This is a genomic window from Thermotoga maritima MSB8, assembly GCF_000008545.1.
Lineage (GTDB): Bacteria > Thermotogota > Thermotogae > Thermotogales > Thermotogaceae > Thermotoga > Thermotoga maritima.
This window is the reverse complement of record NC_000853.1, coordinates 263,980-277,362: the sequence shown is the minus strand read 5'-3', so window position 1 is coordinate 277,362 and position 13,383 is coordinate 263,980. Positions and strand designations below refer to the sequence as shown.

Below are 13,383 nucleotides of genomic sequence, written 5' to 3'. Positions count from 1 at the left end.
CCCTTCCCCTATCACTTGACCTTCTCTTTGAGGGCTTTTCCGGGTTTGAACTTCGGGACCTTTCTTTCGGGAATGGTGATGGGTTTTCTTGTCTGAGGATTCACGCCTTTTCTTGCAGCGGCCTTCCTCACTTCGAAGCTTCCGAATCCAACGATCTGAACCTTTTCACCCTTTGCGAGAGCTTCTGTGATCGTTTCAAGGATGGTGTCGAGAATCAATTTTACATCCTTTTTCTTCGCACCTGCTTTCTTCGCCACCCTGTCGATGAGTTCCTTCTTGGTCATGAAACCCCCTCCTTTCTAGGGTTGTAAAGCACTCTTCTCACTGCTTGTAAATATACCATTTTACAGCGGGGTGTTGCAAGTCCCTTTAGAAAAGCACTTCGAAGTCTGAAAGTTCTAAAATCCCCATAAAAAGCGGGATTTCGAAAAATAGGACAAAAATTAGAATCAGTTACAGAAAATTTACAAAATATCCAGGACCCTTCGTGCTATCTCAGTACTACCAATGACCCTTGCTATTTCCTCCAGGGATGCAGAACGAATATTCTCCAGGGAACCAAAGTGTTCAATGAGCTTTTTCTTTCTGATGGGACCTATTCCGGGTACATTGTCAAGAACAGACCTGAGTGATTCTTTCTCCCTCCGCTTTCTGTGGTAACTCACAGCGAATCTATGTGTTTCGTCTCTTATCTGAACGAGAAGCCTCAAAACCGGGTGATCGTGTGGAAGGTGTATTTCTCTGTTTTCAAAGACAACGGTCTCTTCCTTCTTCGCGAGACCAACCACAGGACAGTCCTTTCCTATTTCCTTCAACGCTTCGATAGCAGCGTTCACTTGACCTATTCCACCATCCACGAACAGAAGATTCGGAAGCGGGTGTTTCGAATATCTTCTTTTCACAACTGTTCTTATCGATTCGTAATCATCGGGATGATCCTGTTCGATCTTATAACGTCTGTAATCGCCCTTTTTGGGAAATCCATCTTCAAACACCACCAGAGAAGCCACGGTGTATTTTCCCTGAAGATGAGAAATATCGATCCCTTCTATCCTGTACGGAAAATCCTTCATGTTCAGGAGCTTCATCAATTCTTCGAGCGCTTCCTTCCTCAATCCTCTCATTTTTAACTCGTTTTCCAGGTTTTTCTTTGCTTTCTCAAGAAGATCTTCTTCTGTGGTGGAGCGTGGCGGTCCTACATACTCAAAACCGAGAGACGAGTAATCCATTTCGTCCAGATCACTCTCCAGAATGAGAGTTTTCGGGATATCACCTCTCCCAGATATGTAGTATTCTCTGATGAAATCTTCCACATTTCCCCCTTCCATTTCAAAGGAGATCTTCCCTACCAGGTAACCATTCCTGACTCTCAGAACTACGAACAGGTCGTGTGCATGGACCAGAACATCACAATTGATATTTTCTTCAAAAACCACACCCTGAGATTCCAGAACATTCGACAGATTCAAAAGAAGGTCCCTGTACTTTGCAGCGTTCTCAAAATCGAGCATTTTGCTATGAGTTTCCATCTTTTCTTTCAGATAATCGAAGACTTCTTCCATGTTTCCCGAGAGAAACTCTCTCAGCTTTCTTATTGCTTCTTCATGCGATTCTATGTTTCCAATGCACGGGCCGATACATCTGCCAAGATGGTAAAGAAAACAGGGCCTCTTTATCCTTTTCAAATCGGATTTACAGGTTCTGAATCCCATTATTTTCTGAAGGATTTCCAGCAGATTTCTGACGAATTGAACGCTGGTGTAGGGCCCAAAGTACGTTCCATCCCACAGTTTTCTCTTCACAATTTCAACGTACGGTATCTCGTCATCGGATATCCTGATGTAAGGATAGAAATCTGTGTCTTTGAGACGAACGTTGTACTTCGGCCTGTACTTCTTTATGAGATTTGCCTCGAGTATGAACGCTTCCCTTTCGTTCATCACAACGATCGTTTCCAGTTCGTCAGCTTCTTCGCCGATTCTGAACACTTTCTCCGTCTGGGGATTGAGGTAACTCCTTAATCTATTGGACAATCTCTTTGCTTTTCCTATGTAGATGGGAACCCCTTTGTTTTTGAAGATGTAAACACCAGGTTCTTCAGGAGCGAGGAGTATCTTCTTTCTGATCTTCTCTTTCAAAAACCTTCTTCACCTCCTCTTCACTCAAGAATCTGTACTCTCCGGGTTTCATGTCATCGGGTAAAACGAGTCCACCGATTCTTGTTCTCTTCAAGTGCACTGTTTTTAGACCCACAGCGGCTGTCATTCGTTTGATCTGATGATACTTACCCTCCGTTATAACTATCTTCAACGTGTCGTTCGACAGCTTCTCCACGCGCTTTGCTTTCGCGAAAAAACCATCCCTTAAAGTCACACCATTTTTCAACTTTTCTATCTTGTCTTCTGTGACTTCTCCTTCTACCTTCACAATGTACTCTTTTTCTACAGACCATTTCGGTGAAATCACACGATGAGCGAAATCACCATCGTTCGTTATTATCAGGAGACCTTCGGCATCTTTGTCGAGTCTTCCAACGGGGAAAATTCCTTTCAATGGAGGGAGAAATTCCATGATGGTTTCCGAATGTGGATCTTTCGTGCTGGTCACGTATCCTGAAGGCTTGTAGAAGAGAATGTAAACCTTTTTGTGAAATCTCACCACCTCACCATCGAGCGCAACTGCGTCGTTCTCCAACACAGGATGTCCAGGATCGAGCACTACTCTCCCGTTAACGGTCACCCTGCCCTGTTTTATCAGTTTTTTCACTTCTTTTCTCGTTCCCACACCACTATTCGAAAGATACCTGTCCAGTCTCATTGTTTCTTCCTGTCCAGGTAGATTATGAGGTTCGAAATATCGGAAGGATTTATTCCCGGGATTCTCATGGCCTGACCGATGGATCTTGGCCTGATCTTCTTCAATTTATCTCTCGCTTCTGTGGAGAGATTTGGAACCGCGTCGTAATCTAAATCGTGTGGTATCTCGTAATTTTCATACTTCTCAAAGACGGCGACCTCTTCAAACATCTTCTGAATGTATCCCTCGTATTTCACATTTATTTCCACCTGTTCCACAACTTCCGGATCGTCTATAGGATTCGGATCCAGAAACTTCAGCGCACTGTAACTCAATTGAGGACGTTTCAAGAGCTGATAAAAAGAAACCGGTTCTTTAAGAGGACTGGTTCTCAAGGAAGTTAAAAGATCGTTGACCCTGTCAGAAGGTTTCACAATGACCTTCTTCAAACGTTCGATCTCTTCGTTTATTCTACGCTCAAGACTCAGCACCTTTTCGTAGAACCACTTGGGAATCAGCCCCACCCGATAGCCGTACTTTGCCAGGCGCAGATGAGCGTTGTCATGGCGTAGAAGAAGACGATACTCAGCCCTCGAAGTGAGAAGCCGATATGGTTCATCCACTCCCTTTGTTACCAGATCATCTATCAGAACACCAATGTAAGCCTCAGATCTCTTCAAAATGAGAGGAGGCTCTCCCCGGAGTTTGAGAGCAGCGTTTATACCAGCGATTATGCCCTGACCAGCCGCTTCTTCATATCCGCTCGTCCCGTTCACCTGACCTGCGAAATAGAGATTCTCCACAAGCTTGGATTCAAGTGTGGGATAGAGCTGCCTGGGATCTATGTAGTCGTACTCTATCGCGTAGGCAGGACGAGTAACGATTGCGTTCTCGAGTCCTTTCACGCTTCTTATCATCTTTATCTGTGCTTCATAGGGAAGACTCGTACTCAAACCGTTCAGATAGTATTCCTCCGTGTCTCTTCCTTCTGGCTCTACGAAGACTTGATGCGATTCTTTGTCTTTGAATTTGACAACCTTGTCCTCTATAGAAGGACAGTACCTTGGTCCTATTCCTTCTATGAGTTTGACCGTTCCATAAAGGGGCGAAAATTCCAGATACTGTTTTATTATGCTGTGGGTTTCCGGGTTCGTTCTGGTCAGCCAGCAGGGGTAATCCTTCGGGAGAACTCTCGGTTCGTCAAAGAAGGAAAAAGCAAGGGGTTCATCCGAGGTGTCCTGCCTTTCCATAACGGAAAAGTTTATAGAGCGCTTCAACACACGAGCCGGCGTTCCTGTTTTGAATCTACCAACTTCGAATCCCAGTTCTATGAGACTTTCCGTGAGTTTTGTCGCTGGAAACTCTCCCATACGACCCGCTGGGAACGTGGAACGGCCGATGAATATCTTTCCCCTCAGAAAAGTCCCTGTTGTCACGATCACGGCTTTTCCCAGGTAGTCTATCCCGTAATTGTCTACAACTCCCTTAACTCTTCCCTTCTCCGTTAGAATCCTTTCAACGATACCGTGTCTCAACACTATGTTCGGATTCGTTTCCAGCTTTCTTTTCATCGTTCTGCTGTACGAAATCTTGTCTATCTGAGCCCTCAAAGCCCTCACAGCGGGCCCTTTGCTCACGTTCAGCATTCGCACGTTTATCATCGTCTCGTCGGTGGTTTTGGCCATCTCTCCACCGAGAGCGTCTATTTCACGAACCACAACACCCTTTGCCGGACCACCTATGGCGGGATTGCACGGGGCCCATCCCACGGTGTCCGGATTCACCGTGAGGACAAGTACTCTGAAACCCATTCTGGCAGCCGCAAGAGCCGCCTCTATTCCCGCATGACCGGCTCCCACAACGATCACATCATAGACACGATCGTCCTCAGGCCTCAAACCAATCACCTCATGCCAGTCTGATGGGCATCACTATGTAAAGGTATCCAGAAATATCGAGTGGATTTATCTGACATGGACTGGTAGAATCAACGAAGTTCATTTCGATTTCTTCAGTCTCAATGTGCTTCAAAACGTCCTCGATGAACTTCGGGTTGAAAGCGATCACGAGATCTTCCCCTTCTTTTTGAACTTCAACTTCATCGACCACTTCTCCATAATCCGGGCTCTTGCTCACAAGTCTCATAACGTTTTCTTCTATTTCGAACTTCACGGACTCGCTTCCCTTGCTGGCAATCACCATCACCCTCTTCAAAGATTCCCTGAGTTCTTTTCTGGAAACCACCACTTTCGTTTTGAAAGTTTCGGGGATCACCCTTTTGTAATCGGGAAATTCAGCGTCGACCACTCTCATCACCGTTTCTACATCATTTGTCGACAGAGAAACCCTTCTTCCATCGTACCTCACCGTTATAGTCGGCTCCGTTGTGTTGTCCAGCACGTTTTGAACTTCTTTCATGCTCTTCAAAGAGAGCAAGAAACTCGCCTCTTCCTCGTTTTCTATCTGCTCTTCAGCAAGTGCAAGTCTGAAACCATCACTTGCAACCAGCCTGAGAAGATTCTTGTGGAGTTCCCAGAAAACTCCATTCAGATTTCGCATGAACTCGTCTTTGGCAGCGGCGAAGATGACCTTTTCAACCATTTCCTCGAGGAGCGAAGTGTCAACTTCGAAGGTTATTCCAGACTCGGCAGGCGTTATCTCTGGAAATTCGTCCGCGGGCATGGTGGTGATCCTGAAAACGGTGCTTCCAGAACTTATAACAAGAGCATCCCCCTCTAAAGAAAGTTCCGTTATCTCATCTGGGAGAACCTTGACCATCTTCTGAATGACATCTCCTGGTACCACAAAACGTGCCTCACCGGAGATTTCAGCGGCATTCACGGTTGCTTTGACTCCGGTCTCGAGATCGGTCGCGCAGATGTAGAAATTTCCATCTTTCACTTCGAAAAGAAATCCAGCAAGAATGGGTTTCACGGATTTCTTTGCGAGCGCTTTTGAGGCGATGGTTATTTTGTCTTTCAATTCAAGAGTCGTGACGGTTACTTTCATCGTCTCACCCCCATTAGAATTTTAGTATCAGTTTCAAAACCCAATAGACAGCCGCGGAAGTCGCAGCCACCGTTGGTACTATGAGAAGCCAGGATATAACGATGTTCTTCAACACACCAACGTTCACCATCTCAAGCCCTCTGGCGAAGCCAACACCCGTGACAGCTCCCACCACAACGTGTGTCGTGGAGATAGGAAGCCCTAGTGACGAAGCGAGTAGAACCGTCGTCGCAGTGGAAAAATCCACTGTGAATCCCCTGGAATTTGTGAGCGTAGTTATCTTTTCACCCACCGTTTCCATGACCTTCTGTCCAAGGAAGAACACACCGAGCGAGATACCGATTCCCCCAAGAAGAAGCGCCAGAAACGGAATCTCGACGGTTTTTGGAACAACACCCGTTGACGCAACGATCATGACCGCCGCTACAGGGCCCGCCGCGTTGGCAACGTCGTTGGCTCCATGAGAAAAAGAAACGTAGCATGAAGTGAGAATCTGAGCGCGCTTGAACACATTTTCAACCGCATCGTACACATCTTTCTTTTCGTTTATCAACTTTCTCACAGCGAAGTGAACCACAAAAAATGTTACGAGAGAGAAAGCGATACCGAGCAGAAAAGATTCACTGAGAGGCTGTTTGAGCGTCTTTTTTACAAAAAGAGATATCATTGTGAAAATCGCAAGAGATATGAAAAACGGAATAGCGACAGTGGAAGATTTCTTCGGATTTTTTGTGTGGAACACCGAAAGAGAGATCAGTTTGAACATCACAAAGGAAATCAAACCGCCGAGAACAGGTGAAACAACCCAGGAAAGTACTATGAAGAGAAACGTTTTCCAGTTCACGCCATTTATACCCACCGCCACAAGACCGAATCCCATCATTCCTCCGACTATAGAATGGGTGGTGGAAACGGGATAACCCCAGTTGGTCGCTATCAGAATCCAGAATGAAGCTGCGATCAAGGCTGACAGTGCACCATACATGAGTTCTACCGGTTGAACTTTCTCCACTTCCACTATTCCTTTGACGATCGTCTGGGAGACATGGGAGCCGAACATAACTGCTCCAAGAAACTCGAGAAACATCGCTATAAGAGCTGCCTGTCTCACAGTTATAGCCCTTGCCCCAACAGCTGTCGCCATGGAGTTCGCCACATCGTTGGCTCCTATGGAGAAAGCCATGATGAAACCAAGTATGCCAGCTATGATGAGTATTGTCACGTTATTCCCTCCTCACCTAAGGATGGAATTTATCCTCTTTGTGATATCTTTGCCCTGATCGGCAATCTTTGAAATAAGTCTTGCCACTTTGTTCAAGAAAATCAGATCCACGGGATTCATACTGTTTTTGAGGGAATAGAGTTTTTTACCAAGATTCCTCGATATTGTGTCGACTTCCCTCTCCTCCATGGACACGTCAAAGATTTCTCTTTCTTCCTTTTCTTTTTCAAAAGGTGAAAAACCGCTCTCCGCGAGTGTGCGAAGCTGTTCGATTGCCTCGGTGGTTTCTCTGATAGTATCCAGAACGTTTTCAACGAGTTCTGCGAATAACTCTTTGATATTCTCCGGTACATCTTCAACTCTGTTCATGTCGAGCATGATGACGATGTCCCTGACAACGTCAAGAATCTCATCCGCTTTGTGAACTATGTAAAGAAAGTCGTCTTTTTCGAAGTAGGTGTACTTCATTTTGAGATACATCTTCTTCAGCTTTGATTTGATCTCATCTGACTCTCGCTCCAGAGAGATTACACGATTGAGGTGACCTTCCCCGAATTTTCCGGTGAAGTAATCCTCGATGGCATCCTTGAGAAGCACGACGGCCGCTTCGCCTCTTCTGGAAAGATTTATGAGAAGATCGATGGGAGACTCCTCCGGAAGCATTTTTTCTATAAATTTCATACTCTCACCCCTTCTTTCAAAAAAGCGCTCTTTAAGATGATCTCAACGAGTTCCTCGAACTCGATTCCTCCCGCTTTCGCGCTCGCTGGGAGATCACTGGTTTCCGTTAGACCCGGTACCGTGTTGATTTCCAGAAAGTAGAACCTGCCATCGCTGAAAATACCATCCACCCTCCCAAAACCTCTGCAACCAGCTTCTACAAACGCTTTGAGAGCCATTTCCTTGACAAGGCGTTCTTCTGAAGGATTCAAAGGAGCAGGAAGAATGAACTCCGTTTCACCTTTCGTGTACTTCGCAACGTAATCGTAGAAACGACGCTTTGGTCGCAACTCAAGAACGGGAAGAATTTCGAAGCCCTTTTCCGTTTCTAAAATAGACACAGTCATTTCCCTGCCGGGGATGTACTTTTGAACAATCACACTCCCATATCGTGGTAAATCTTCCTTGAGCGCGTGTTGAAACTCTTCATCCGATTCACAAACGAACACTCCTATGCTTGAACCCTCTCTCCTCGGTTTTACCACACAGGGATACCCAAGGGGAGAAGTTTTCATGAATTCCTTGATCTCCACAAAATCAGGTATCTCGACGGTGCCCTTTAAAAACCTGTAAGTCACGAGTTTATCAAAACATATCATGCTTGAAAACGCATCGGACCCGGTGTATCTGATCCCCAAAAAATCCAGAATTGCCTGAAGCGTTCCATCCTCACCGAAAGTTCCATGGAGAACGTTGAAGACCACATCAAAACTTTTCAACTGATCCACTTTCTTGAGAAAATCTTCTCTAACGTCAAAAACGGTGTGTTCATACCCGAGTTTTTCAAGAGCCTTTTTTACCCTTTCTCCGCTTCTCAGAGAGATTTCCCTTTCCCTCGACACTCCTCCCATCAGGAGAGCCACTCTCACTGTCTTTCCTCCCCAGGAATATTTTTCCATCGTCTATGACCGCAATTTCATCGTTTTTCACGCTTCTGGTTTTACCACACTCGCATTTCAAATAGAAGCCGTATTTTCCAAAAGAGAGCCTCATTTCCTTTCCACACGAACATTTCTGGTTCGTCGGAAAATCAACCACAATTCTGTCGTTCCTGTCGAACACACTGGAAAAGGATTCATAAAACTCCCGCAGAACGATTTTGTCTGTTTTCTTACCCTGTTCGACTTCATCGAGGTCCTTTTCCATTTCAGCTGTGAAGGAAACGCTAACAACATCAGAGTACTTTTTCTCCAGATAATCCATGACAACGCTTCCAACGATCGTTGGATAGAGATAGCCCCTGATCTTTTTTATGTAACCCCTGTTCAGCAAAAGCTTTATCGTGGACGCATATGTGCTGGGACGACCTATACCGAGTCTTTCCATTTCTTTTACAAGAGAACCCTCTGTGTACCTTGGTTTCGGTTTGGTTTCCTGTTCCTCTATTTTTACAACCACCGGTTTCACAGATTCTCCCTCTTCGAAAGGAAACTCTCCCGTGTTTCTTTCCGTCTTCCACACCTTTTCGTACCCATCGAAAATCTTCTTCAGCACCGTTCCCTTGAATCTGTACTTCCCATCCTTTGTTCTCAGGACAAAACGAGTTTCCTCGTATTGAGAAGGCTTCATTTGCGATGCGAGAAATCTCTTCCATATCAACTCGTAGAGTTTTTTCTGGTCAGAATTCAGGTATTTTCCCGCTTCTTCAGGTGTCATGAAAACGTTCGTGGGACGAATCGCCTCATGCGCATCCTGTATTTTTGCGTTGCTCTTTCTCCTTTCTCTCTTTGAACCAACGTACTCTTCTCCAAAGACCTCCGTTATCAGATTTCTGGCTTCTTCTTTCGCGTAGTCCGAAACACGCGTTGAATCTGTTCTCATATAGGTTATGAACGCGATATGCCCATCTTTTGTTTCCACGCCTTCATACAACTGCTGGGCAATCATCATGGTTTTGGAAACGGAGAAACCCAGTTTAGAATACGCTTCCTGCTGGAGGGTACTGGTTTTGAAGGGTTCTGGAGGCGCAAACTTTTTCACAGAAACCTTTTTCTCTTCTACAACGAGTTCGTCTATGCTCTGGATTTCTTTCAACGTTTCAGCGTCGAAGAACTTCTTTTCTTTCACATCTATTTCTGCTGTGAGACCATCGAAATTGACGGTGATCCTGTGGTACTTCTTTGGCACAAACCTGAGGATTTCTCTCTCTCTGTCACAAACGAGCTTCAAGGTTGCTGATTGGACTCTACCAGCGCTCAAATTGGATTTGAAGTTTCTCCAGAGAACCGGACTCAGAGAATAACCAACGATCCTGTCTAAAATCCTTCTTGCAAGCTGCGCACGAACTTTCTTCATGTCAATCTCTCGAGGATTCTTAACGGCTTCTCTTATCACACGAGGAGTGATCTCAGAGAACACGATCCTGTTCTTTCTCCCCAGTGTGTTCGTTACCCTGGCTATGTGCCAGGCTATGGCTTCCCCTTCTCTATCCATATCAGAAGCGATGAGCAGTTCGCCTTTTTTTGCAAGATCCTTCAGCTTTTCAACTACCTTCTCTTTCCCTTTTATCACCGCGAATTCCGGTTCGAAATCCTTTTCCAGATCCACACCGAACTTGCTCTTGGGAAGGTCTATGATGTGCCCCATCGAAGCGAATACTTCGTACTCATTCCCAAGAATACTCTTGATCGTCTTCGCCTTGGCAGGAGATTCAACAACGATATATTTCTTCACTTTCTTACTCATCAGTTCCTCCACCTCTTAAAAAGATTCTTCTTCCCAAATTCCTGTCGTACTCCGTCCAACCCTGATTCGATTCGGAACTTTCCATAACCTCGATGAATCGAGCTATCTTGGAATCCAGGTTCTCAACGTGATGAACTATTAAAGCCTCTATCGTCTTTGGAACCACGGGTGAACCCCATTCGAGCTCTCCGTGGTGCGAAAGAATTATGTGCTCTAACTCGAGGATCTTGTGCTCTGGAATAGACAATTTCTTCGCCATTTCTCTAACCATAGCCGCCCCTATTGCTATATGCCCTTTCAACTCCCTTCGGTAGTCACTTCGATCCCGGATTCTGTGATTCTGTATTCTTCCACCTTTCCAACATCATGGAGGAGGGCACCAGTTATGAGAAGATCTCTATCGAGGGAGTAATATTTACTGATCTCTTTGCAAATCTCAGCGACCGTGACGCTGTGCTCTAGAAGTCCTCCTATGTAGGCATGATGTACTCTCATACCCGCCGGTGATCTGAAGAATTTTTCGGAGAACTCTTTATTTTCAAAGAATGCCTTCAGAAGTTTTTTGTAGTGTTGATCCTTTATTTGATCCAGAAGGACAAAGAGCTTTTTCTTCAAAATCTCCAGGTCTTTTTTCGACTGTGCGACGAATTTCGTGTAATCGTACTCGTCGCTCTTCAGAATCTTTATGGCACCGTAATCGTTATCCACGTTTATCTGTATCCTGTTCTCAAAAAATACCACTCTGCCCTTCACTCTGACGACGTTTCCTTCCTTCAGACGCTGATCGTTGAGTTCAGCGTTGTACCAGTCCACAGCCCTGACGGTTCCCGTCCTGTCCTCCAGTGTCATGATCAGGAATTTCTTACTGTCTTTTGTTTCCTGGAGTTTTTTACTCCTAATCTTCAAGATAATTTCTACGTTGTCGTTGATATGACTTTTCAAATCCTGAACAAACAGTTCCTGTTTTAGCAGATCTCTTGGCATCAAATCACCGAGTTTCAAACCAACCACTTCCCTTCTCGTCAATCAATTTCCTCAAAAGTTCAAAGTCCTCTATGGGATGAGAGAAAACACGACGTGTTCCATCACTTAAATAAAAAACAATTGACATCCCGTACCTTTCAACTCTCTCAATCGAAGAAAGGTCAAACGATTCCTTTCCCAGAATCAGTCTGCTTTTTTCTACATCGATCACTATCTCTTTTTTGAAGAGTGAGAACACCCATACACCAAAGATTATATCCAAAATCAGAATGGAATATCGCAAGACTGAATGGAGAGGTTTATAAAAAAGGAAAATTGTGAGGTCAAAGCTCACAACCCATAGCAGAATCATGATGAACTTATACCAGAAAGGGACCCTGAATCTTATTACAGCCATAAATAATGCGGGCCAACAGCCCGCTCACACCTCCGAAACTTGTCCAACGTACTTTTTCACTTTCCCAGACTTCAAACAGGATGTACAGACTCTCATCCTTTTAATCGTTCCATCTGGAAGCACCACTCTTACTTTCTGGAGATTGGGTCTGAACCATCTTCCTGACTTCTTGTCTGAGTGACTAACGGTGTTTCCGGATCTAGGAGCTTTTCCGCACACTTCACATCTCTTTGCCATGATCATGCCCTCCCGTGAGTCTGATTTCTCTCTCCAAGAGTATACCATAACTATCTCGAATACTTCATGTACTCCCTGATCTTTCTTTCCATTTCCCTCTTTTTTATCGCTTCTCTCTTGTCATACTTCTTTTTTCCCTCGAGCAACGGCTATCTCCACTTTTGCAATCCCGCGATCGTTGAAGTATATCTTCAGTGGAACTATCGTTACTCCCTCTTCCTGTACCTTACCCATGAGTCTCTTCAGTTCTCTTTTGTGAAGAAGCAGTTTCCTCGGCCTTTCAGGATCGTGGTTGTAAACTCCACCGTGACTGTAGGGTGGAATGTGTAAATTCAAAAGGTAAAGCTCCCCGTTCTTGAATCTACAGAAGGAATCCTTGAAATTGACTGAGCCGTTCCTCAGGGATTTCACTTCCGTTCCTGTGAGAACGATTCCCGCTTCGTAAGTTTCCAGGATCTCGTAGTCCGTGTAGGCTTTTTTGTTCGTGGCAACAACCTTCACCATCTCACCCCAGCCAGATACCTTCAAAATGGTCTATTCCTTCAGGAGTCACCCTCACAAAATCAACCCGCGCTGGTCCTTTTAATTTGTTCTGAATCATGTAAAATCTCGCTGTCTGTTCCAGGTTCCTCACCTTTTTGAGATCTATTCTTTCAAGAGGATCCACTTTCCCACTTCCGCTTTTGACTTCCACGAAAACTATCTCTCTCCCATCGCGCGCCACTATGTCTATCTCACCGTACTTCGTTCTGTAGTTTCTTTCAAGAATTTTGTAACCTTTTTTCTTCAAAAATTTACATGCGAGTTCTTCCGCTTCCTTCCAGTCCATCATCTGTGGATTCCGGGGACTTTTATGTGACCGTCTTTTTCTTCCGGGAAGTTCTTCTTTATGAGGTCCCGCATTTCAAAGAACCTCGGATCTCCTTTTCTGAGTTTGGCGCTGTCCTCAACGGGTGTGTACATTGGCTCCACACCCTCCACGTCGACTTCGTTGAGGAGCTCCACGTAATCGAGTATCTCCTGAAAATCTTTCATCAGACTTTCTCTCTGGTCTTCGGAGAGTTCTAACCTTGCCAGATTTTCAAGATGAAGCACTAGGTCCTTTGTAACCTTTATCATTCCTTAAAACCCCCTTCAGGTCATCTTTTGAAACTTCAGAAGCTTTTATGTTCTCACTCTTGAGTTCTTCGTAGAGTTCCTCACGAAGAATCTTCACATGTTTGGGTGCCTCTATACCAATTTTAACAGAATTCCCCTCTATCTTCAGGACAGTAATCACTATGTCTTCACCAATCACGATCTTTTCCCCTACTCTTCTAGTGAGAACCAGCAC

The 13,383-nt window shown here is 45.0% G+C and carries 13 protein-coding genes and 2 pseudogenes; all 15 read right to left on the bottom strand.

The window, feature by feature from the left end; genetic code table 11:
- Nucleotides 1-11: 11 nt before the first annotated feature.
- Nucleotides 12-284, bottom strand: a complete 273-nt coding sequence (hup, locus tag TM_RS01370) for a DNA-binding protein HU (RefSeq protein WP_010865085.1) — start codon at nt 282-284, stop codon at nt 12-14.
- Between the two features lie 180 nt (nt 285-464).
- Complete coding sequence (gene uvrC / locus TM_RS01365) at nt 465-2,138, bottom strand: excinuclease ABC subunit UvrC (RefSeq protein WP_004082969.1); 1,674 nt, start codon at nt 2,136-2,138, stop codon at nt 465-467.
- Complete coding sequence (locus TM_RS01360; protein WP_004082968.1) at nt 2,098-2,817, bottom strand: pseudouridine synthase; 720 nt, start codon at nt 2,815-2,817, stop codon at nt 2,098-2,100. The genes uvrC and TM_RS01360 overlap by 41 nt, the downstream gene beginning before the upstream one ends.
- A complete protein-coding gene (gene mnmG, locus TM_RS01355; RefSeq protein ID WP_004082967.1) occupies nt 2,814-4,694 on the bottom strand; it encodes a tRNA uridine-5-carboxymethylaminomethyl(34) synthesis enzyme MnmG in 1,881 nt (626 codons plus the stop codon). Before mnmG ends, TM_RS01360 begins: the two co-directional genes overlap by 4 nt.
- Nucleotides 4,695-4,704: 10 nt before the next feature.
- On the bottom strand, nt 4,705-5,805 hold the full coding sequence (gene dnaN, locus TM_RS01350; RefSeq protein WP_004082966.1) for a DNA polymerase III subunit beta: 1,101 nt from the start codon (nt 5,803-5,805) through the stop codon (nt 4,705-4,707).
- 13 nt (nt 5,806-5,818) lie between these two features.
- Nucleotides 5,819-7,027 (bottom strand): inorganic phosphate transporter, encoded by a 1,209-nt coding sequence (locus TM_RS01345; protein WP_004082965.1) that lies wholly within the window; start codon nt 7,025-7,027, stop codon nt 5,819-5,821.
- Between the two features lie 12 nt (nt 7,028-7,039).
- On the bottom strand, nt 7,040-7,708 hold the full coding sequence (locus TM_RS01340) for a DUF47 domain-containing protein (RefSeq protein ID WP_004082964.1): 669 nt from the start codon (nt 7,706-7,708) through the stop codon (nt 7,040-7,042).
- Nucleotides 7,705-8,616 (bottom strand): D-alanine--D-alanine ligase, encoded by a 912-nt coding sequence (locus TM_RS01335; RefSeq protein WP_010865083.1) that lies wholly within the window; start codon nt 8,614-8,616, stop codon nt 7,705-7,707. The genes TM_RS01340 and TM_RS01335 overlap by 4 nt, the downstream gene beginning before the upstream one ends.
- The gene (gene topA, locus TM_RS01330) at nt 8,531-10,432 is read right to left on the bottom strand and encodes a type I DNA topoisomerase (RefSeq protein WP_004082962.1); all 1,902 of its coding nucleotides are present in this window, start codon (nt 10,430-10,432) and stop codon (nt 8,531-8,533) included. Before topA ends, TM_RS01335 begins: the two co-directional genes overlap by 86 nt.
- Nucleotides 10,425-11,434 (bottom strand): annotated as a pseudogene (locus TM_RS01325) (3'-5' exoribonuclease YhaM family protein). Before TM_RS01325 ends, topA begins: the two are co-directional and overlap by 8 nt.
- Before the next feature lie 403 nt (nt 11,435-11,837).
- Complete coding sequence (rpmB, locus tag TM_RS01315; protein WP_008193812.1) at nt 11,838-12,050, bottom strand: 50S ribosomal protein L28; 213 nt, start codon at nt 12,048-12,050, stop codon at nt 11,838-11,840.
- Between the two features lie 50 nt (nt 12,051-12,100).
- Nucleotides 12,101-12,554 (bottom strand): annotated as a pseudogene (smpB, locus tag TM_RS01310) (SsrA-binding protein SmpB).
- A gap of 1 nt (nt 12,555) precedes the next feature.
- Complete coding sequence (locus TM_RS01305; protein WP_004082957.1) at nt 12,556-12,882, bottom strand: YraN family protein; 327 nt, start codon at nt 12,880-12,882, stop codon at nt 12,556-12,558.
- On the bottom strand, nt 12,879-13,169 hold the full coding sequence (gatC, locus tag TM_RS01300) for an Asp-tRNA(Asn)/Glu-tRNA(Gln) amidotransferase subunit GatC (protein WP_004082956.1): 291 nt from the start codon (nt 13,167-13,169) through the stop codon (nt 12,879-12,881). Before gatC ends, TM_RS01305 begins: the two co-directional genes overlap by 4 nt.
- On the bottom strand, nt 13,132-13,383 hold the full coding sequence (csrA, locus tag TM_RS01295) for a carbon storage regulator CsrA (RefSeq protein ID WP_010865081.1): 252 nt from the start codon (nt 13,381-13,383) through the stop codon (nt 13,132-13,134). Before csrA ends, gatC begins: the two co-directional genes overlap by 38 nt.